The sequence below is a fragment of the Undibacterium sp. JH2W genome, from assembly GCF_049340425.1.
Lineage (GTDB): Bacteria > Pseudomonadota > Gammaproteobacteria > Burkholderiales > Burkholderiaceae_D > Undibacterium.
The window spans coordinates 123,631-145,122 of sequence record NZ_JBMPOT010000004.1; the positions used below are offsets into that span (position 1 = coordinate 123,631).

Consider the following 21,492-nt stretch of genomic DNA (forward strand, 5'->3'; position numbering starts at 1 on the left):
ATTTAAATGGCGTGAAATGGGCGCGGGGCTGATCGTGCCCGTTATTCTGATTGCAATCTGGCATGTGGTCACCACCATGGGTTGGGTCAATCCGCAGGTCTTGCCTACACCGCTGGCAGTCGTAAAAAAATGGATAGAGTATGCATCCCCTAATGAAGCCAGGGATGCAGCCACTACCAGCTGGTTAGCCTGGGCCTTTTCTGGCGAGTTAATCCGTGACACCGTGGGTAGCATGTACCGTGTGCTGGTCGGTTTTGTGGTCGGTGCGGGTCTGGCTTTACCTCTCGGTTTGGCGATGGGTTCCAGTCAAAGAATGTATGCCTGGATGAATCCGCTGATCCAGGTATTGCGCCCTATACCACCGATTGCCTACATTCCCCTATCCATACTCTGGTTTGGTTTGGGTAATCCACCAGCCATTTTCCTGATCGCTATAGGCGCCTTTTTCCCGGTACTGATGAATACCATCGCCGGTGTTCGCCATGTTGATGGTATTTATATCAGGGCCGCCCGCAATCTGGGTGCCAGTCAGACCACCATGTTTGTGCGCGTCATGTTGCCGGCGGCTGTGCCTTATATTTTATCTGGGGTACGCATTGGTATAGGTACGGCTTTCATCGTGGTGATCGTTTCAGAAATGATCGCTGTCAATAACGGCCTGGGCTTCCGTATTCTGGAAGCACGTGAGTATTTTTGGTCTGACAAAATTATTGCAGGCATGATGAGCATAGGTATGCTCGGCCTGGCGATAGATCTGGCAATGAACAAACTGAATAATTATTTACTGCGCTGGCACCGTGGATTGGAGAACTGAAATGAATAATAGTCATATCAAAATTCAAGGCGTGAATAAAATCTTCAAGACCGCCGACAAAGAAGTTGTGGCCTTGCGCGATATCAATCTGGAGATACCAGAAGGCCAGTTTGTTTGCCTGCTCGGCCCTTCGGGCTGTGGTAAATCGACCTTGCTGAATGCTGTCGCCGGTTTTTCTTTACCAACTTCCGGTAGTATCGTCGCGAATGGGCAGAAGGTTAGCGCCCCCGGCCCAGACCGCGGCATGGTGTTCCAGGAGTACGCACTTTTCCCCTGGATGACAGTCGAGCAGAATATTGCCTTTGGTCTGGAAATCAAGGGTATGGCCAAAGCAGAAATACAACAAAGGGTTGCCAGCTTGTTGGGCATGCTGGGTTTAAGTGATTTCAAGGCACGCTTTCCCAAGGATTTGTCAGGCGGCATGCGTCAACGGGTTGCAATTGCCCGTGTATTGGCGCTGGATTCGCCTATCATGTTAATGGATGAACCCTTTGGCGCACTGGATGCTTTGACGCGCCGCAATCTGCAGGATGAGTTGCTGCGCATCTGGGCAGAGCTGAAGAAAACCATCATCTTTGTGACACATAGTATAGAAGAGGCAATTTATCTGGCCGACCGTATCATCGTCATGACTTACCGGCCAGGTACGGTGAAAAAAGATTTGCTGGTTGAATTGCCACGCTTGCGTGATCCTTCTGATCCTGGCTTCAATACCCTCAAGCGTGAACTTGGACAATTGGTCATGGAAGAACAACAAAGACACCACAACGATGAGTTGAAGATGGCCGCAGTAGATTAAAAAAAATGCTTTGTAGCCCGGACGTGCCCATAAAAACATAAGGAGAGACATCATGCTGAAATTCGTCAGAATTGTGGTATCGGGATTGGTATTCTTGTTAGGGGCGTCCAGTCAGGCGCAAACTGCCAGCCATGGCACGGCCCCGGAAGCCGTTGCCATGGTGCAAAAAGTGATCGCTAGTATCAAGGCGGCAGGCAAAGAAAAAACTTATGCTGAAATCAATAATTTGCAAGGGCCTTTCCGTGACCGCGACCTGTATATCACCATCAATGACATGAATGGCAAGAACCTCGCTCATGGTGCAAATGTCAAAATGCAGGGCAAGGACTTACTGGATTTGAAAGATGCTGACGGCAAGTTGTTTGTGCGTGAACGTTTGGAACTCGCCAAAACCAAGGGCAAAGGCTGGCAGGATTATAAATTCGTTAATCCTGTCTCTAAACAGATAGAACAAAAATCCATGTATTTTGAAAAGTATGAAGATATTATTATCAACTGCGGTATTTATAAATAAACGCTTGTGAGCTTGCCGCAGACTGACTATCCCCGCAAGCGACGCCTGTTTTTGGTGGGCATTGCGGTGGTGAGCATCGTGTTGGTGATAGCAGCTTACTTTGCCGCCGCTGCAATTGCCAGAGAAAATAACCGCCAGGCAGGTGAGCGTCAGTTACAAATCATCGCTCTTGATATAGAGTCTGTACTCGAGCGTTATGAAACCCTGCCTTTCGCCATTTCTTATTTACCACTGACTGCTGAAGTGCTGGCACACGGGCAGGACGGCAATCAAACCCAGGCCCTGAACCTGAGCTTGCAAGAATTGGCTGAACAAGCCAAGGTTGCGGCTATTTATCTCATGGACATGCAGGGCAATACGATTGCTGCCAGTAACTGGAATACCGCGCAAAGTTATCTGGGCCAGAATTTCGCCTTTCGCCCCTATTTTTCTGAGGCATTGAAGCAAGCCAGGCCTGGCCATTTTTATGCGATAGGCAATACCACCAGCATTCCGGGTTATTTTATTTCCCAACCGGTCTACCCACCAGGCAGCAAGCGTGGCACGCTGGCACCCATAGGCGTGATCGCGGTCAAGATCAGCCTGGATGAATTTGAGCAAGCCTGGCGCAGCAGTGAAGAACCAATCGCACTCAGTGACAAACACGGGGTGGTATTTTTAAGTAACCGTCCCCTCTGGAAATATCATAGCCTGCAAACACTGTCTTCAGGCGTGCAGCAAAACCTGACTGCGACTTTACAATATGGCGGCAAAAGCATCGCTGCGATTGCACAATTGCCGGAGAAAGAAAAGCAGGGTTATGAAGAGTATTTGCAGAGACCCATAGGCCGCCTGCAATGGCAATTGATGCTATTTCCCGATCAGGGTAAGGTGGTGCGCGCCGGTTTGCAAGCGGCCCTGGTGCTGGCCTTGATGTTGGGGATTGCGCTGGCTTTTGCCGCCGTCCTGGACCAGCGTCGCCGCAGGCTGGAAGAGGGGCGGCAGGCACAGCTGGCCTTGAAGCAGGCAGCCGATGAGCTGGAATTGCATATTGCAGAACGCACCCGGCAACTGACACTGGCGAACACAGAACTGGAAGCCAGGTATCTGACCTTGCAAGAGACCGAGACCTTGCTCAGATCAACCCAGAATGAAATGGTGCAGGCGGGCAAGCTGGCCATGCTGGGGCAAATGGCGACGGGTATCACCCATGAATTGAATCAACCGCTGACTGCCATACGTGCCTTTGCCGAAAATGCGATTACCTTCATGAATCGTGGCAAAGCCGAGCAGGCAATGGCCAATCTTGAACACATCAGCCATGCCAGCGCCCGTATGGGTAGTATCATCGCCCAGCTCAAAGGCTTCGCCAGGAAAAGCCCGAATGCAATTGCCGAGGTCGATGTGCAAATGGCAATTCGGTCTGCCGTCAGTTTGTTGCGCAGTGAAACCGACAGGCGTGGCGCGCGCTTGCAAGTCCATATTGATGAAGCAGCCAAAGTATTGGGTGATACTGTCAGGATAGAGCAGGTCTTGATCAACCTGATACGCAATGCCCTCGATGCCATCGAGAATAGCCCCAGCAAGGAAGTCGATGTCAGGCTCAGTCATGTGCAAGGCATGGCCAGGATCAGCATTACAGATAGTGGCACCGGCATACCCGAGCATGTGGTCAGGCATTTGTTTGAACCCTTTTTTACCACCAAGGAAATTGGTCATGGCCTGGGCCTGGGATTGGCGATTTCTTCTTCCATCGTGCAAGCCATGAATGGCAGTTTGACTGCCAGTAACCGTGCGCAAGGTGGAGCAGAATTTACAGTCACTATTCCCCTGGCTGCCGAACAGGCAAGTTCGCTGCTACTGGCTACTACTATATAGTAAGGAAGTAAGGAAAGACGATGACGGACATGCTGGCATTATTAATAGAGGATGAACAGGCAGTACGCCTGGCAACTACCCAGACGCTGGAACTGGGTGGTTTCGAAGTGCTGGCTTGTGCGGGGGCTGAAACGGCAGAGGCGCATATCAAGGCTGACTATGTGGGCATTATCGTCACTGATGTACGCTTGCCCGGCAAGTCTGGCCTGGAAGTACTGGAAAAAGTGCGAGCCCTGGATGCAGAGCTGCCCGTCATTATCATCACTGGTCATGGCGATGTCAGCATGGCGGTGGAAGCCATGCGTAATGGCGCCTATGATTTTCTGGAAAAACCTTTCGCTGCTGAACGCCTGCTTGATGCCTGTTTGCGGGCGCAGGAAAAGCGTCGTCTGGTCATGGAAAACCGCAAGCTCAAATTATCCTGGCTGAATCATGCGGCAACGCCGGACTTGATAGGGCAAGGCCCACAGATAGAGAAAGTCAGAAAATTCATACAAGGCATAGGCCCTACCCAGGTCGATGTCCTGATCAATGGCGCGACTGGTTCAGGCAAGGAAGTGGTGGCGCGGCAATTGCATCTGGCCAGTGGACGCAAAGGAGAGTTCGTTGCCATCAATTGTGGTGCCTTGCCTGAGTCTGTTTTTGAGAGCGAGATTTTTGGTCATGAGGCAGGTGCCTTCACCAGTGCCCAGAAACGCCGCATAGGCAAACTCGAATACGCGCAAGGCGGCACCGTGTTTCTTGATGAAATTGAAAGTATGCCGCTGAACCTGCAAATCAAATTGCTCAGGGTTTTGCAAGAGCGCAGTCTGGAAAGACTGGGCGGTAATCAATTAATCGCTCTGGATTGCCGCATCATTGCCGCCACCAAGACAGACTTGTTGAAACTCAGTGCGCAAGGGCAATTCCGTGAAGACCTGTATTATCGTCTTAGTGTTATCACTATCCATTTACCCAGGTTGAATGAAAGGCGCGAAGATATTCCTCTGTTGTTGTCCTATTTTGTACAAAGAGCGGCTCTGCGCTATCAAAAAGCAGTGCCGCTGTGGTCGGCTGCCCAAATGCAGCAGTGGATGCAAGCTGACTGGCAGGGCAATGTACGCGAACTGCGCAACTTTGCCGACCAGCTGGTCCTGGGCGTAGCTGAGTTTGCTGCTTCCCCCTATCTATCAAGCGTTGAGGTGGAGCATGCCAGCGCCAGCAGCTTGCCCGAGAAGCTGGATGTGTATGAAGCCAGCCTGATACAGGCAGCCCTGGAAAAGACTAGCAATAATGTCGCTGCCGCTGCCGAGTTGCTTGGCATACCCAAGAAAACCCTGTACGACAAAATCAAGAAATATCAAAAATCTTTGTCTTTAATCAATCAAGTGACAGGATAGCTGGAGGCTGGAGCCAGGTTGCAGAATGGGCATAATCCAAATTTCATGCGACATGGTGTAAACTTGGTCCATGCAAATCTATCTATCCTTTCTTGCCGCTGCCTTATATATATCCAGCATCGTCTTGCCAGCAAGCAGGCTGAGCATGATCAATGTCGTCAGCGCCCTGGCCTGGCTGACGCATGGTGCTGCTCTGTGGCTGACAGTTTTTCCTGAGTATGCGATCCGGGTGGGGTTTGCTGTCATGTTGTCGGCTGCCTTATGGGTGTCCGTTTTTGTCTGCTGGCTGGAAAATCGTAATGCAGCTCTCGATGGCTTGCGTTTGCTACTCATGCCAAACGCCGCCTTGATGGCAGTATTGCCCGGCTTCTTTCCGGGGAGCCTGATTGCCCTGGCTGGTAAAACGGCGATGTTTCCCTGGCATGTGGTGATCGCCATGCTGGCCTATAGCACCCTGACCATTGCGGCTTTCCATGCCGTCGTCATGACGGTGCAGGACAAACATCTACATCAATTGCGTGCCTCGCAAAAAACACTATGGCTCAATACCTTGATAGACAGGCTGCCTGCATTGCTGACCATGGAGAAAATCCTGTTCCGCTTCGTGGCGTTAGGCTTTGTCTTGTTGACACTGACGGTCTTGTCGGGTGTGATATTTTCTGAGCAGGTACTGGGCGTTGCCTTCAAATGGGACCACAAGACTTTATTGTCCCTCTTGTCCTGGCTCTTGTTTGCCATCTTGCTAACAGGGCGTTACTGGCGTGGCTGGCGCGGCAAAACGGTCTTGAGCTTCACGCTCTCCGGTTTCATCACCTTGTTGCTGGCCTATGTTGGTAGCCGCTTCGTCCTGGAAGTCTTGTTACACAGGAGCCTGACATGAGGATATTGTTCTGGCTGGGCCTGGCTTTGTTGATTATTCTGGCCCTGAAGAAAAAAATCCAGCCTCCAGCAGCATCTTCAGGGCGTGCCGAGTCTGATGCGCCTCAGGGACCGCAATCAGGGGCAGCAGAATCCATGGTGTGTTGTGCACATTGCCAGATTTATTTGCCGGCATCGGAAGCTGTGCATCGTGGCGAGCAAGTGTATTGCAGTAAAGAACATGCTGAGCTTGCGTAAAGCTATGTGCCAAACAGGATACTGATGTCTGATCTTCACTCTGTAGTCAGCGAACCTTCGCACTCTTTCTGGCGTTCTTTGCAAACCCTGAATGCTTCACGCATCGTGGTTGCGGCCAGTTTGCTGATATTGCTCAGCCTGCGCACCGACAAGGATGTCTGGGCCACGGAGTATTTGTTCGGCCGTGACATAGGTTTGATCTATGTGTCGATCGCCATAGGATTTGTCCTGCTCAAGCAGTTTTATCCGCGCCGTTTCATGTGGCAACTGACGACGCAGATACTGCTGGATATCATTATCATTTCTGTCATCTATCTGGCCAGCGGTGGTTACAAGAGTGGTTTGGGTATTTTGTATTTGTTTCCACTGGCGGGGGCGGCGATACTGAGTCCACTGATCTGGTCCTTGTTTTTTTCCTCCCTTGTTGTCTTGTTCTTATTGGGCGAAAGTGTCTATCACTACCTGCAGTCGGACGGTGGCGCACCATTGTCGCAAGCAGGTTTGTTCGGTGCCGCCTATTTTGCCGTCGTGTCAGTGGTAAACCGTCTGGCCCATAATCTGATCAGCCAGGAACAACTGGCAGCGCAGCGCGGCAATGCCTTGATGATACAGCAGGCGATTAATCAGCTGGTCATCTCGGACATGGGGGATGGCATCCTGGTCCTGGATCAGAATGCCTGCATGTTTGAAATCAATCCGGCTGCAGTGCGCATGCTGGGTGGGCACCTCACCAAGGAAATGATAGGAGTGGAGTTGGCTGACATTAGTGCCTTGCGCCCTATCGTTGAAGCCTTGAGTGCCATGCAGGGGCGCCCCAGCTTGCCTGACAGGCGCAAGGAAGAAGAAATTTCCTTTGTCTCTATACGCTGCTATCTGGATGAAGTGCGCCCCGAGCTGGGTGAATTGGCTGCCGATACGGCGACCAGAGAACGTTTTGAACGTGAGCGTCCGCATTTCGTCACGCATCTGAAGCTGCGCTTTGTTGCCATCAAGGGTGTCAATGTGGGTGGCATCAAGGAGAGGGCTGGAGCCTATACTATCGTTTTCATGCAGGATGTATCGGATATAGAAAACCAGGCTCAACAACTGAAACTGGCTTCCATGGGGCGTTTGACTGCCAGTATCGCGCATGAAGTGCGCAATCCCCTGTCATCGATCTCTTATGCAGCTTCATTGTTGAATGAAGACCTGGGTAGTCTGGGGCCGGACAAGAAGCAGGCAACCCGCCTGCTCAAAATTGTTGACGACAATGTTGCACGCCTGAATCAACTGATAGAAGATATCCTGAAGCTTTCACGCAAGGCGCAGTCGGATGTGCAACCCTACCATGTCATGGATTTGCTGGTCGAAATGGTCAGGGATTTCGTCGAAACCAGGGCGCTGGCCACTGATTTGATCTTGGTGGTGACAGAACGCAACTTCATGGTGGACTTTGATCCCAGCCATTTGCGTGAGGTTGTGCTCAACCTTTTATCGAATGCCATACGCTATGCCAGCGGCCAGCCTGCAAGTATCAAGATATTTGCCCTGGTGAATCCTACTGGTCGCCAGGAGTTGCATATACAAGATGATGGACCAGCGATACCGTATGATGTGCGTTCTCATTTATTTGAGCCTTTTTATACAACATCTCGCATGGGAACCGGACTGGGCTTGTATATGGCAAGGGAACTATGTTTGAATAACCATGCCTTGCTCGATTATGAATATCGGGTCGAAGAAACAGAAACAGGTAAGGTAGAGCCCAGTGGGCGTTTTGTAATTAATTTCTCTGGATATAGTGCATGAGTATGAATGAAGTTGCTGCCTGTCCCCGTATCCTGGTAGTGGATGATGAAGCACATCTGCGCGAATTGCTGGAGATTACCCTCATCAAGATGGGCCTGGATGTCGATAGCGCCGAAACCCTGGCGCTGGCGCGTGCCCATCTTGCCAAGCAAAGCTATGCTCTGGTTTTGACGGACATGCGCTTGCCCGATGGTTCCGGCATGGAACTGGTGCAGGAAGTCAATGCCCATTTCAAGAATACGCCCATCGCAGTGATTACCGCTTTTGGCAGCGCTGACAATGCTGTGGTTGCCTTGAAGGCCGGTGCCTTTGACTATGTCTCCAAGCCTGTCGCACTCGATCAGTTGCGCAAGCTGGTCAGGTCCGCCTTGCAAACCAATGAAGTTCAGAAAGAACTAGAGGCTACACCTGAACAAGTGGCCATTCCTGCCAATTCCTTCATGATAGGCCAGTCGCAAGGCATGCAGGAAGTCAGGGCGCAGATCAGCCGGCTGGCGCGCAGCATGGCACCAGTCATCATTACTGGCGAATCCGGCAGTGGCAAGGAGTTGGCCGCCAGGGAAATACATACCAGTAGCGCCAGGTCCGGCAAGCCTTTTATCGCGGTCAACTGTGGCGCAATTCCTGAAACCCTGATGGAGGCTGAATTTTTCGGATATCGCAAAGGTGCATTTACAGGCGCCGCGGATGACAGGGAAGGTTTTTTTCAGGCGGCCAGTGGTGGCACCCTGATGCTCGATGAAGTTGCCGATCTGCCTTTGCCCATGCAAGTCAAGCTCCTGCGTGCCATACAGGAAAGACGGGTGCGCAAGGTGGGTGCCACGGTGGAAGAGGCGGTGGATGTGCGTATTATTAGTGCCACCCATCAAAACCTGGCAATTTGTGTGGAAGAAGGGCGCTTTCGTCAGGATTTGTATTACCGCCTGAATGTGATTGAATTGCACTTGCCACCTTTGCGCGAGCGCCTGGAAGATATCGTCGAACTATCCAGCAATATCCTGAGAAAACTCACTGGCAATGATATTGATATGTCAGTAGAGGCGGTTGATGCCTTGATCAGTTATGACTTCCCTGGCAATGTCAGGGAGCTGGAAAATATACTGGAGCGTGCCATCGCATTTGCCAACGATGGTTGTATAGAAGTGACTGACCTGGCCTTGCGCGGTACCAGAAAATTAATCGATGCTCCCCTGGCACAGCCCATCCCGACGGAAGTCGTCAGCCACTCTGCGCAGCCAGTGTCAGTGCCGGATCAGCCTGCGGTTGTCGAAGTTGATTTGTTTGCCGCGCCTGGTTTGCCCTGCTCATTACCTGACTACCTGGAAAATGTGGAACGTGAAATGATCAAGCGCGCCTTGCATCAGACCCGTAACAACCGCACCCAGGCGGCGGAATTGCTGGGTGTGAGTTTCCGGCAATTGCGTTACCAGATACAAAAATTGAAAATTCAGGAATAAATCATTTGCCTGAATTGCCCGACACCAAGCCGGGTCGGGCATGCTTGCTGTCTGATATGCATCAGGCAGCAAGCCCTTGTTGTTTCCCCGAGGTAGCCCCAGTGTTTGACGACATATCTGGACACCAGCCTTCTCCATGCTTATCCCTTGTGCGCACGTTAGTGCCCACTCGCGTTTGCGCTAGTGCTGTTCTGGGCTTTGCGAAAGTCAACACCTATTCAAGCTTTTTTCGAAAAAAATAATTCAATTATTTAAATAAAAAGCGGTTGCACATGACCAGATGCGGCACTAGAATTAGGGCAAATAAAAATTAGCGCACTATATGTAGTGGTTTTTCAGATTTGTTTGTTTTCTTGCCTTGCTTCAATTTCCCTTCTTGTTTTGCAATTGTCTGGCGAATGATGTGAACAAAATAAATCGGATATGACAATTTTTTGTCCCATCCGGCTATCAACAGTATTGCGCGTTTCCCGTTTAACCCCCTGACCTGCCAGGTCCTGTATTCATGAACCTGACTGGCAAAAAATAACACTGCATCCGGAGGATCAATGCACTCTTCTAATGAAATATCCACTTTGTCCAAGCCAGAACTGGGATCAGTTTTGAATGTGGCAGCCACACCGGCTACCACCAGCCTGAACAGCTATAGCGAATATCGTATCATTCGCCGCAATGGTTCCGTGGTTGGTTTTGAGCCTTCCAAAATCGCCATTGCCATGACCAAGGCTTTTCTGGCGGTCAACGGTGGACATGGTGCAGAGTCCGCCAGGGTCCGTGAACTGGTTGAGCAACTGACAGCCAGCGTGGTCGCCGCCCTGTTGCGCCGCCAGCCTGCCGGTGGCACTTTCCATATAGAAGATGTGCAAGACCAGGTAGAGCTGGCGCTGATGCGCTCAGGCGAACATGATGTCGCCCGTTCTTATGTCTTGTACCGCGCCAAGCGCATGGAAGAGCGCCGCCGCATTCATGATGCGCCTGGCCATGTTGAAGCCGCCGCCCCCCAATTGCATGTCATCGTCGATGGCCAGCCTCGTCCACTGGACGTGGCAGAAGTGCGCAGGATGATTGCTGCTGCCTGCCTCGGTCTGGATAAGCTGGCTGATCCCGACGCGATTCTGGCCGAGACCCTGAAGAATCTGTACGACGGTGTACCGGTAGAAGAATTATATAAATCCGCCATCCTGGCTGCCCGCGCGCTGATGGAAAAGGAACCGGCTTACAGCCAGGTGACAGCACGTTTGCTCTTGCATACAGTCCGTAAAGAAGTGTTTGGCAAAGAAGTGGCGCAACAAGATGCAGCCGCAGAATACCTGGAATACTTCCCTAAATTCATCAAGAAGGGCATAGAAGCCGACTTGCTCGATGCCAAGCTGGGTCAGTTTGATTTGAAAAAACTGGCGAATGCCCTGGTTGCTGACCGCGATCTGCAATTTGGTTATATCGGCCTGCAAACTTTGTATGACCGCTACTTCCTGCATATCCGCGGCACCCGTGTAGAAATGCCACAGGCTTTCTATATGCGTGTAGCGATGGGTCTGTCTTTAAATGAAATTGATCGCGAAACCCGTGCAATAGAATTTTACAATTTGCTGTCCAGCTTTGACTTCATGAGCTCGACACCGACCCTGTTCAATTCCGGTACCCAGCGTTCACAACTCTCGTCTTGCTACCTGACCACGGTTGCCGATGATCTTGATGGCATCTATGAAGCCATCAAGGAAAACGCCTTGCTGGCAAAGTATGCCGGTGGCCTGGGCAATGACTGGACGCCAGTGCGTTCACTCGGTGCGCATATCAAAGGCACGAATGGCAAATCCCAGGGCGTCGTGCCTTTCCTGAAAGTCGTCAACGACACCGCTGTTGCCGTCAACCAGGGTGGCAAACGCAAGGGCGCAGTCTGCGCCTACCTGGAAACCTGGCATATGGATATCGAGGAATTCCTTGACCTGCGCAAGAATACCGGCGATGACCGCCGTCGCACCCATGACATGAACACCTCGAACTGGATTCCTGATCTGTTCATGAGGCGCGTCATGGAAAAAGGCGACTGGACTCTGTTCTCACCTTCCGACGTGCCTGACCTGCATGACAAATACGGCAAAGCTTTCGAGCAAGCCTATGTTGCCTATGAAGCCAAAGCCGCCAGTGGCGAACTGACTTTGTCGAAAAAAATCCCGGCACTGGACTTGTGGCGCAAGATGCTGTCCATGCTGTTTGAAACTGGCCATCCCTGGATCACTTTTAAAGATCCTTGCAATATCCGTTCACCACAACAGCATGTGGGCGTGGTCCATAGCTCCAACTTGTGTACAGAAATCACCCTGAACACCAACGACAGCGAGATCGCGGTATGCAATCTGGGTTCGGTCAACATGCCTGCCCACATGAAGGACGGCAAGCTCGATCACATTAAATTACAAAAAACTGTGCGAACAGCGATGCGTATGCTGGATAACGTCATCGACATCAACTACTATGCAGTGAAGAAGGCACGTGACTCCAATCTGCGTCATCGTCCTGTTGGTTTGGGTATCATGGGTTTCCAGGATTGCCTGCACATGATGCGCATCCCTTACGCATCGATGGAAGCAGTGCAGTTTGCGGATACTTCCATGGAAGCGGTTTGCTACTACGCTTACCTGTCATCAACAGAGTTGGCAGAAGAGCGCGGTCGTTACAGTTCATATACAGGTTCCTTGTGGGATCGTGGCATCCTGCCGCAAGACTCTTTGAAGTTGCTGGCAGAAGAACGCAGTGGTTATCTGGAAGCTGATTTTTCGGAAACCATGGATTGGTATCCGGTGCGTGATCGCATCAAGAAATTCGGCATGCGCAATTCCAATTGCGTGGCGATTGCACCAACTGCAACAATTTCTAACATTATTGGTGTGTCTGCCTGTATCGAGCCGACTTACCAAAACCTGTATGTGAAATCGAATCTGTCTGGTGAATTTACCGAGATCAATGAACATCTGGTACGTGACTTGAAAGACCGCGGCCTGTGGGACGAAGTCATGATCGCCGACCTGAAGTACTTTGACGGCAGCCTGGCGCGTATAGATCGCATCCCGGAAGATCTGCGTGCCCTGTATGCAACCGCATTTGAAGTCAGCCCATCCTGGCTGGTAGAGGCGGCTGCGCGTCGTCAAAAATGGATAGATCAGGCACAGTCCCTAAACATCTATATGGCAGGTGCCTCTGGTAAAAAACTGGATGAAACTTACAAACTGGCATGGTTGCGTGGTTTGAAAACTACTTACTACCTGCGCACCATAGGTGCTACGCATACTGAAAAATCCACCAGCAAAACCGGTGCATTGAATGCGGTGGCGGTTGATGGTAATAGTGGTGGCTACGCTACCGCAGCAACGGGCATGACGGCAGCAGCGCAAGAGACCGATGGTCCGGCCTGTATGTTGCGTCCTGGTGATGCTGGTTTCGAAGAGTGCGAAGCTTGCCAATAAGTGCCAAAAGACTGAGGGAAGAAGCCCAGCTTCCTCCCGTTGAAGAATAAGCTGTTACAAAAAAGTAAGGAAATAAATAATGTTATCTTGGGATGATGAAGTCAAGCCGGCAGCTCCGGCACCACGTCAGGTCACTGGCCAGGATTTGCAGCCTCGCCTGCAGACGCAGGAAGTCGCCCTCAATCCCGCACTGGTCAGCAAACCAGTGACGGCCGCTGCAGAAGTCGTGGCACGTCGCGTGAACGCTGCTGACAAACGCATCATCAACGGCACCACGGACGTTAATCAACTGGTACCTTTCAAATATAAATGGGCCTGGGATAAATACCTGGCAGGTTGCGCCAATCACTGGATGCCGCAAGAGATCAATATGCAGCGTGATATTGAACTCTGGAAAAACCCGAATGGCCTGACTGAAGATGAGCGCCGCCTGGTGAAACGTAATCTGGGTTTCTTTGTGACCGCTGATTCCCTCGCCGCCAACAATATCGTGCTGGGTACTTACCGCCATATCACGGCACCAGAATGCCGTCAGTATTTGTTGCGCCAGGCATTTGAAGAAGCCATCCACACCCATGCCTATCAATACATCGTTGAATCGCTGGGCCTGGACGAAGCTGAAATCTTCAATGCCTACAATGAAGTTGATTCCATCCGTGACAAAGATCAGTTCCTGATTCCTTTCATCGACGTGTTGACCGATCCTGCATTCAAGACTGGAACGACCGAGGCAGATCAGACTTTGCTGAAGTCACTGATCGTCTTTGCCTGCCTGATGGAAGGTCTGTTTTTCTATGTCGGCTTCACACAAATTTTGGCACTCGGTCGTCAAAATAAAATGATGGGCGCGGCTGAACAATACCAATACATCTTGCGTGATGAATCGATGCACTGCAATTTCGGAATCGATTTGATCAATACGATTAAGATGGAAAACCCGCATTTGTGGACGCCAGCATTTCGCGATGAAATTAAATCGTTGTTTTTGCGTGCTGTGGAGTTGGAATATCGTTACGCAGAGGATACAATGCCGCGTGGAGTGCTCGGTTTGAATGCGCCTATGTTTAAAGGTTATTTACGTTTCATCGCAAATCGCCGCGCACAACAAATCGGTCTCGAAGCGCTATTCCCTCAGGAAGAAAATCCTTTCCCTTGGATGAGTGAAATGATAGACCTGAAAAAAGAGCGCAACTTTTTTGAGACACGTGTAATTGAGTATCAAACTGGCGGAGCCCTCAACTGGGAATAAGCGCTGAATACAGCGATCGCCAAAATCCAGGTCAGGGATTTCTGATCAAGTGGTGCGAGCAGGGTGATTGAAGTTTTTAATGTGATGTTGAATTTGGGTTTGCAAGACCCCAGATAGAAAAGGCAGCCACAAGAAATCATCAAATCAGGAAACGCCGCAAGCTATCAGTATCCCTCGGGATTGCTCATGATTTGCACAAGATGTAAAACGCGAGAGGCCTCACCAAACTGAATGGACAGTCATAGACAACATTGTTTTGAACTGTTAGTGCCGCAATACCTGGCTACACTGGGTATTGTGGCTATTGGTCTTTGTGTTTTGCAAAAGAATACCGGCGTCTGCAATTAATGCAGGCGTTTTTTGAGTTTGCCGCCAGGCCAGGAGCCGGCATAAAACCTGTTTATGATCTGTAGCAAGCGGTCGTCAGCGGGGTCAGGGTAATAAAAACGCAGCGCAAAAAGCGGAGTGTACTTTAGTACATGAGCATTTTGAGCAGCGCGTGAGCCCCGATCACGTCCGCGCTTAAGAGCATAAGCAGGTTCTAAAGCAAACCATGATGGCTGAAGTGCCCCATCAATAGAGGGGATGGAGCAGTTCGGCCGGTGCAGAATTCATTAGCGCAAACAGCGATCATGTTTGTGCCGATGAATAATCCGCTTGAATGGATCGAGCGGATTTAATTTTTATCTGATTTTTTCCATTCCAATCGAAGGAGAAACAAAATGGCAACAGCACCACAACCGTCCCCGGACGAACCAGTAGCAGCGAAGAAACCTGCTGCAAAAAAAGCCGCCGCTAAAGTGGCAAAACCAGCTGCAGCGAAAAAAGCAGCAGCCAAGCCAGCAGCAAAAGCTGCAGCTAAACCAGCAGCCAAGGCAGCAAAAGCAGCTAAGCCAGCAGCAAAAGCAGCGGCCAAACCAGCAGCAAAAGCTGCAGCTAAACCAGCAGCTAAGGCAGCAAAAGCAGCCAAGCCAGCAGCAAAAGCCGCAGCTAAACCAGCAGCCAAGGCAGCTAAACCAGTAGCTAAGGCAGCTAAACCAGTAGCTAAGGCAGCAAAAGCAGCTAAGCCAGCAGCAAAAGCTGCAGCTAAACCAGCTGCAAAAGCAGCTAAACCAGTAGCGAAAAAAGCAGCAGCGAAGCCAGCAGCAAAAGCTGCCAAGCCAGCAGCAAAGGCAGCTAAGCCAGTAGCGAAAAAAGCAGCAGCAAAGCCAGCAGCTAAAGCGGCTAAGCCAGCAGCAAAAGCAACTAAGGCAGCTAAACCAGTGGCAAAAAAAGCAGCGGCCAAACCAGCAGCAAAGGCGGCCAAGCCAGCAGCTAAAGCAGCTAAGCCAGTAGCGAAAAAAGCAGCAGCTAAGCCAGTAGCGAAAAAAGCAGCAGCTAAGCCAGCAGCGAAAAAAGCAGCAGCTAAACCTGCGGCTAAAGCAGCGGCCAAGCCAGCAGCTAAAGCAGCGGCCAAGCCAGCGGCTAAAGCACCGGCCAAGCCAGCAGCTAAAGCAGCAGCCAAGCCAGCGGCTAAAGCAGCGGCCAAGCCAGCAGCTAAAGCAGCAGCCAAGCCAGCAGTCGCAAAAAAAGCCGCGGCTAAGCCAGCCGCAAAAAAGGCCGCCCCAGCAAAAGCAGCGACACCTGATGCAAAAACAGTTGTAAGTCCAAATGCAGCATGGCCTTTCCCAACTGGTAATCGCCCAGCATAATCTTTGATATGCTTGGTGGCCTGGTTTTATTCAGGCACAATACCCACTGTCTGATTCGTCATGCAGTGGGTTTTTTTTAAGGGTGTGTCGTGTTACTCAATAATTTGATTTATATTATCAAAGCTGTCACGGGTGTCTTTGCGGGCTTTTTGTTGCTGCGTTTCTGGATGCAGGCACAAAGGATCAGGCCTCCGGCATCACTGGCGCAAGCCATATTCAAGCTGACTGACTGGTTGGTTCATCCTATCCGGCGTGTCATTCCCGGGTTTGCTGGTTATGACTGGGCGACGCTGATCGCTGCCTTGCTGGTGGCTCTCGCGACGGCCGGTTTTATCGTCTGGCTGGTGCTACCCGTGTTTTTGGTCGAACAGGCTTTTATCATGGCTGGCATCATGATGACGCAATGGATCATCTATGAGTTCATGGCTTTGCTCTTGCTTGAGGTGCTGTTTAGCTGGGTGAATCCCAGTGCGCCTTTCGCCCCCTTTGTCAGGGCTTTGAACGAGCCTTTGCTGTCGCCGGTGAGAAAAATCATCCCTGCCATCGGCGGGCTGGATTTCTCCCCCATGATCGTTTTGATCTTGTTACAGGTTTTGATTAACTCTATCGCTTAAAGCCTTTATTCGGGCAAAGCTGTTGTATTCTGTAGGCGGGCAGTTGATTGCCGTATCACCAGCTGTGACTTTAGCATTTCCCGCCTCAAAGGCGCTTCCGGGTCGACGATGCGGTTGACCAGTATTTGAGCCGTCAGATTGCCTATGGCTTGTTTGGGCTGGGCTATCGTGGTCAATGGCGGGGTACTGAACGACGCCAGGGCAATGTCATCGTAACCGATGACGGACAAGGCTTCCGGTATCTTGATGCCAGCCTCATTGGCTGCCCTGATGCCACCTATTGCCATCAAATCATTGCTGGCGAAAATGGCAGTAGGGCGTTGTGGCAGCGCCAGCAATTGCTGGAAGGCGTTAAAGCCCCCCTGGCTGGTAAAGTCGGCATGTAACAAATATTCACTTTTGAATTCCAGGCCAGCTTCCTGCAGTGCACGGCGGTAGCCAGTGACACGGTCGCCACTGGGTAACAGGATGTCAGGTCCTGCAACGCAGGCAATGTGCTTGTGACCTAGTTCTATCAGGTAACGGGTTGCTTCATAGCCACCCTGTTCATGGTCAGCTTCGATAAAGTCTGCCACGACACCTGACACTTCCCTATCCACCAATACCTTGGGTATGCCTTCGTCGGCCAGTAGTTGCGTCAATTCTTCATCCGAGCCAGAAGACACCAGGATCAGGCCATCAATACGTTTTTCCATCAACACGCGGATATAGGCAGCCTGCTTCTTTGGGTCATCGTAGGAATTGCACAGGATAATGTTATAGCCCAGCTTGAATGAAGCATCTTCTATCCCTTGTATGATTTCTGCAAAATAGGGATTGGAATTATTCGGTATCATCATACCCAGGGTGTGGGTGCGGTCGTTCTTGAGGCTGCGGGCTACAGCGCTGGGGATATAGCGCAATTCCTGTATCACGGCCAGCACACGTTCGCGTGCATCTTCGCTGACGACACGGGTATTATTGATGACGTGAGAAACCGTGGTAGTGGAGACGCGCGCTTTCTCTGCGACTTGCTTCATTGTTGCCATAAGATTCCTGCCTTTCTGTGCCAAGATTATGACCCAGGATGAGGCCTGTGGCACATATTTTCTGTAATAACTATGTACTAATCGATGTACTAATAATATAGAGAGATTTCTGATGAACGATCTTGTCATACGCAATGCCAGTTTGCCAGATGGTCGCAAGGGTATCGATATCGCCATCCAGGATGGCCACATCAGCGCCGTTGATGTAGCCTTGCCTGTCAGCGCGGCAAAAGAAATCAATGCCAACGGCAACCTGGTGACACCACCATTTGTCGATGCTCACTTCCACATGGATGCGGTGCTCAGCTATGGCTTGCCGCGCGTAAATCAGTCAGGCACTTTGCTCGAAGGCATAGCCTTATGGGGCGAATTGAAACCCATGCTGACGCAAGAAGCACTGGTCGAGCGCGCCATGACTTATTGCGACTGGGCGGTCGGCCGGGGTTTGCTGGCAGTGCGTTCGCATGTGGATATCTGCGATGACCGTTTACTGGCAGTCGAAGCCTTGCTGGAAGTGAAACGCCGCGTCGCCCCTTATCTGGATTTGCAACTGGTGGCTTTTCCACAAGATGGTATTTTGCGTAGCGCCACGGCCTTGGATAATCTCAAGCGTTCCATCGCCATGGGTGTTGATGTAGTGGGCGGCATACCGCATTTTGAACGCACCATGGCCGATGGTGCAGAATCGGTACGCCTGCTGTGCGAGTTCGCTGCTGACAAAGGCTTGCGGGTCGACATGCATTGCGATGAGTCGGATGATCCCTTGTCACGTCATATAGAAACCCTGGCGTATCACACCCACAGACTGGGTATGCAAGGGCGGGTAGCGGGTTCGCATCTGACCTCCATGCATTCCATGGACAATTACTATGTCAGTAAATTATTACCATTGATACGTGAAGCTGGCGTGGCAGCTATTGCCAATCCCCTCATTAATATTACCTTGCAAGGCCGCCACGACACTTACCCCAAGCGCCGTGGCATGACCCGCGTGCCTGAGATGCTGGCAGCGGGCATAGAAGTCGCCTTCGGCCATGACTGCGTGATGGACCCCTGGTATAGCCTGGGTTCAGGCGACATGTTGGAGGTTGCGCAGATGGGCCTGCATGTGGCGCAGATGACAGGGCAGGATGCGATGCAGTTGTGCTTCCAGGCAGTGACTGCGGCGCCTGCGCGCATACTGGGGCTGGAAGGCTATGGACTGGAAGTGGGCTGTAATGCTGACCTGGTGATACTCGATGCCAGCGACTCGGTAGAAGCAATACGCTTGCGGGCTACCCGAACCCACGTGCTGCGCCGCGGAAAAGTCATTAGTCAGACCCCAGTACCGCATGCGAATTTGAATTTGCCGGGGCGGCCGGGACAGGTGGATTTTAGGTCAAAAAAATGAAGCTACTAATATAGAAGGGAGCCAGCATTAGCAAGCTCCCTTATCGTCCCAGCTTTTTCGAAGATCAGAGTTGTGCGAAAGCTTTTTCAGCCGCAGCAATCGTATCGGCAATGACCGCATCATCATGTTGCGCAGAAACGAAGCCTGCTTCAAAAGCGGATGGTGCCAGGTAGACGCCCTGGTCCAGCATGAGGTGGAAGAAACGGTTGAATTTTTCTTTGTCGCTGGCCATCATGGCGGCATAAGAACCCGGTACTTCATTCGCAAAATACAGACCAAACATGCCGCCGACGGCATCGGCACAGAAGCTGATGCCAGCAGCTTTGGCAGCGGCGCTCAGGCCATTCGCCAGCTTGCGGGTTTGCGCTGTCAGGTTTTCATAGAAGCCTGCCTGCTGGATAATTTTCAGGGTAGTCATACCCGCTGCCACGGCAACCGGGTTGCCTGACAAAGTGCCAGCCTGGTAGACACCACCCAAAGGTGCCATGTGACCCATCAAATCAGCGCGGCCACCAAAGGCGGCGACTGGCAAACCACCGCCGATGACCTTGCCCAGGCAAGTCAGGTCAGCCTGCACGCCATACAATGCCTGCGCACCATGCAGGCCTACACGGAAGCCGCACATCACTTCATCAAAAATCAAGACACTGCCATGCGCAGTACACAGCTTGCGCACGGTATTGATGAATTCTTGTGTTGCACGTATCAAATTCATATTGCCAGCGACTGGTTCAACAATGACGCAGGCGATCTGGTCACCGATGGATTTGAATACCTCTTCCAGTTGCTCACAATTATTGTAGTCAAGCACCAGGGTGTGCTTGCTGAAGTCTTCCGGCACGCCGGCCGAAGTTGGGTTGCCAAAGGTCAGCAAACCACTGCCGGCCTTGACCAGTAGAGAATCAGCATGGCCGTGGTAGCAACCTTCAAACTTGATGATCTTGTCGCGCTTGGTGGCACCGCGTGCCAGGCGCAGGGCGCTCATGGTGGCTTCTGTGCCGCTGGAAACCAGGCGTACTTGTTCTATGCTGGGCACGAGTTTGCAGATTTCTTCTGCCATCTCGATTTCACCCTCGGTCGGTGCGCCAAAGCTCAGGCCGCGGGCAGCTGCTTCTTGTACTGCGTTGATGACTTCAGGATGTGCATGACCAACGATGGCGGGGCCCCATGAGCCTATGTAATCGATATAGCGTTTATCTTCTGCATCCCAAAAATAAGGACCGGCTGCGCGCGTGATGAAACGCGGTGTGCCGCCAACAGAACGGAAAGCGCGCACAGGAGAATTCACGCCACCAGGCGTGGTCTTTTGGGCGCGGGCAAACAGGATGTCGTTTTTATCGGTCATGGTGGAGCTTCTGTAAAAGGTCATGCAAATAGGGGGATGAATCGCGGCAGATGAATGGTAAGAGATTGTTAAAGCGTCAGTTGACTATCTTCCCTGGCCCAGAAATAGCGATCGGGAATCAGTCTGCCCATGCCCAGTCTTTGTGCATGGCTGAGAGCGGCTTGGGTAAACTCCTGGGCTTCAAGCACGGCTTCAGGTATTTCCAGTCCATTCGCCAGCAGGGCGGCAATCGCGGCAGACAAGGTGGAGCCAGCACCCGCATGTGAGCCAGGCAACCTTTGCCATACATCACGCCTGACGACTCCAGACTCATTATATAAAGTGTTAACGACTTCACCGGTTTCACCCGCTGTGCCCGTGACTAATATATACTCGCAGCCGGATTCGATGAGCGTCATGGCATCGGCCGCCAGATCTTCTGCTTCGGGGTTCTCTTTCCAGGTTTCTGCCAGGCGTGATAATTCAACAGCAGAAATCATCAGCAGGCTGGCCTGCGGGATAAGTAATTCGCGGATGGCCAGCACCAGATCCTCAGCTTCCGGCCCCTGTTCGGTGATGGCGGCATTGAAGGGATCGAGGACGAGCGGCAGTTCCGGATAGTCGGAAACGATTTCGGCGATGACGGTGACATTTTCCACGCTGCCCACCTGGCCGACTTTAAAGGCCAGTACTGGCATGTCTTCGAGCACGGTACGTGCCTGTTCATCGACTAAATCACCATCAAGTGGATGTAAATCATCGATTTGTGACGTATCACCAGTTAAAATGGCGGTCACGATGGGCAGGCCGTAACAGCCCATGGCTGCAAACGATGCCAGATCGGCATGGATACCAGTGGCTGCAACAGGATCTGATGCACCAAAGCTAAGTATTAGTGGAGAAATTTGGTTTTGCACGTTGGGTAGATTAATATAGCTGACTTCGTGAGGACTTAAATTACTCGCGCAAATGCCATTCGTAACACAATGCAAATACAATATTTGCAGC

18 protein-coding genes are annotated in these 21,492 nt (G+C 51.5%); 13 read left to right on the plus strand and 5 right to left on the minus strand.

Annotated features, from left to right (window positions below; genetic code table 11):
* Window positions 1–16: 16 nt before the first annotated feature.
* From ACO0LC_RS06955 to ACO0LC_RS06995, 9 genes are all read left to right on the plus strand, one after another.
* Window positions 17–814, plus strand: coding sequence for an ABC transporter permease (locus ACO0LC_RS06955; RefSeq protein WP_423002137.1), 798 nt, complete (start codon window positions 17–19; stop codon window positions 812–814).
* A gap of 1 nt (window position 815) precedes the next feature.
* The gene (locus ACO0LC_RS06960; RefSeq protein ID WP_423001926.1) at window positions 816–1,613 is read left to right on the plus strand and encodes an ABC transporter ATP-binding protein; all 798 of its coding nucleotides are present in this window, start codon (window positions 816–818) and stop codon (window positions 1,611–1,613) included.
* Between the two features lie 52 nt (window positions 1,614–1,665).
* Complete coding sequence (locus tag ACO0LC_RS06965; protein WP_423001927.1) at window positions 1,666–2,127, plus strand: cache domain-containing protein; 462 nt, start codon at window positions 1,666–1,668, stop codon at window positions 2,125–2,127.
* Between the two features lie 6 nt (window positions 2,128–2,133).
* Window positions 2,134–3,984, plus strand: coding sequence for a sensor histidine kinase (locus ACO0LC_RS06970; RefSeq protein WP_423001928.1), 1,851 nt, complete (start codon window positions 2,134–2,136; stop codon window positions 3,982–3,984).
* Between the two features lie 20 nt (window positions 3,985–4,004).
* Window positions 4,005–5,363, plus strand: a complete 1,359-nt coding sequence (locus tag ACO0LC_RS06975; protein WP_423001929.1) for a sigma-54-dependent transcriptional regulator — start codon at window positions 4,005–4,007, stop codon at window positions 5,361–5,363.
* Window positions 5,364–5,433: 70 nt separating this feature from the next.
* Window positions 5,434–6,243 (plus strand): cytochrome C assembly family protein, encoded by an 810-nt coding sequence (locus ACO0LC_RS06980; RefSeq protein ID WP_423001930.1) that lies wholly within the window; start codon window positions 5,434–5,436, stop codon window positions 6,241–6,243.
* Window positions 6,240–6,479 carry a PP0621 family protein gene (locus ACO0LC_RS06985; RefSeq protein WP_423001931.1) on the plus strand — a complete coding sequence of 80 codons (240 nt, stop codon included), beginning with the start codon at window positions 6,240–6,242 and terminating at the stop codon, window positions 6,477–6,479. The genes ACO0LC_RS06980 and ACO0LC_RS06985 overlap by 4 nt, the downstream gene beginning before the upstream one ends.
* 24 nt (window positions 6,480–6,503) lie before the next feature.
* Window positions 6,504–8,267, plus strand: a complete 1,764-nt coding sequence (locus tag ACO0LC_RS06990; protein ID WP_423001932.1) for a sensor histidine kinase — start codon at window positions 6,504–6,506, stop codon at window positions 8,265–8,267.
* Window positions 8,264–9,724 (plus strand): sigma-54-dependent transcriptional regulator, encoded by a 1,461-nt coding sequence (locus ACO0LC_RS06995; protein ID WP_423001933.1) that lies wholly within the window; start codon window positions 8,264–8,266, stop codon window positions 9,722–9,724. Before ACO0LC_RS06990 ends, ACO0LC_RS06995 begins: the two co-directional genes overlap by 4 nt.
* A 310-nt stretch (window positions 9,725–10,034) precedes the next feature.
* Here ACO0LC_RS06995 and ACO0LC_RS07000 read toward each other — a convergent pair whose 3' ends face one another.
* Window positions 10,035–10,307 carry a hypothetical protein gene (locus ACO0LC_RS07000; RefSeq protein ID WP_423002148.1) on the minus strand — a complete coding sequence of 91 codons (273 nt, stop codon included), beginning with the start codon at window positions 10,305–10,307 and terminating at the stop codon, window positions 10,035–10,037.
* On the opposite strand from ACO0LC_RS07000, the gene ACO0LC_RS07005 reads away from it, so the two are divergent.
* Both ACO0LC_RS07005 and ACO0LC_RS07010 read left to right on the plus strand, forming a co-directional pair.
* Complete coding sequence (locus ACO0LC_RS07005) at window positions 10,273–13,188, plus strand: ribonucleoside-diphosphate reductase subunit alpha (protein WP_423001934.1); 2,916 nt, start codon at window positions 10,273–10,275, stop codon at window positions 13,186–13,188. The genes ACO0LC_RS07000 and ACO0LC_RS07005 overlap by 35 nt on opposite strands.
* Before the next feature lie 79 nt (window positions 13,189–13,267).
* Window positions 13,268–14,437 (plus strand): ribonucleotide-diphosphate reductase subunit beta, encoded by a 1,170-nt coding sequence (locus tag ACO0LC_RS07010; RefSeq protein ID WP_423001935.1) that lies wholly within the window; start codon window positions 13,268–13,270, stop codon window positions 14,435–14,437.
* 676 nt (window positions 14,438–15,113) lie between these two features.
* Here the strand turns inward: ACO0LC_RS07010 and ACO0LC_RS07015 are convergent.
* A complete protein-coding gene (locus ACO0LC_RS07015) occupies window positions 15,114–15,917 on the minus strand; it encodes a hypothetical protein (protein WP_423001936.1) in 804 nt (267 codons plus the stop codon).
* Between the two features lie 300 nt (window positions 15,918–16,217).
* Between ACO0LC_RS07015 and ACO0LC_RS07020 the strand changes: the two genes are divergently transcribed.
* Complete coding sequence (locus ACO0LC_RS07020; RefSeq protein ID WP_423001937.1) at window positions 16,218–16,742, plus strand: YggT family protein; 525 nt, start codon at window positions 16,218–16,220, stop codon at window positions 16,740–16,742.
* A gap of 5 nt (window positions 16,743–16,747) precedes the next feature.
* On the opposite strand, the gene ACO0LC_RS07025 is transcribed toward ACO0LC_RS07020, so the two are convergent.
* Window positions 16,748–17,770, minus strand: coding sequence for a LacI family DNA-binding transcriptional regulator (locus ACO0LC_RS07025; RefSeq protein WP_423001938.1), 1,023 nt, complete (start codon window positions 17,768–17,770; stop codon window positions 16,748–16,750).
* A gap of 112 nt (window positions 17,771–17,882) precedes the next feature.
* Here ACO0LC_RS07025 and ACO0LC_RS07030 point away from each other — a divergent pair, with 112 nt between their 5' ends.
* Window positions 17,883–19,160 carry an amidohydrolase family protein gene (locus ACO0LC_RS07030; RefSeq protein ID WP_423001939.1) on the plus strand — a complete coding sequence of 426 codons (1,278 nt, stop codon included), beginning with the start codon at window positions 17,883–17,885 and terminating at the stop codon, window positions 19,158–19,160.
* Between the two features lie 64 nt (window positions 19,161–19,224).
* Here the strand turns inward: ACO0LC_RS07030 and hemL are convergent, their stop codons facing one another.
* Complete coding sequence (hemL, locus tag ACO0LC_RS07035; RefSeq protein ID WP_423001940.1) at window positions 19,225–20,505, minus strand: glutamate-1-semialdehyde 2,1-aminomutase; 1,281 nt, start codon at window positions 20,503–20,505, stop codon at window positions 19,225–19,227.
* 68 nt (window positions 20,506–20,573) lie between these two features.
* On the minus strand, window positions 20,574–21,401 hold the full coding sequence (gene thiD, locus ACO0LC_RS07040) for a bifunctional hydroxymethylpyrimidine kinase/phosphomethylpyrimidine kinase (protein ID WP_423001941.1): 828 nt from the start codon (window positions 21,399–21,401) through the stop codon (window positions 20,574–20,576).
* Window positions 21,402–21,492 lie beyond the last annotated feature (91 nt).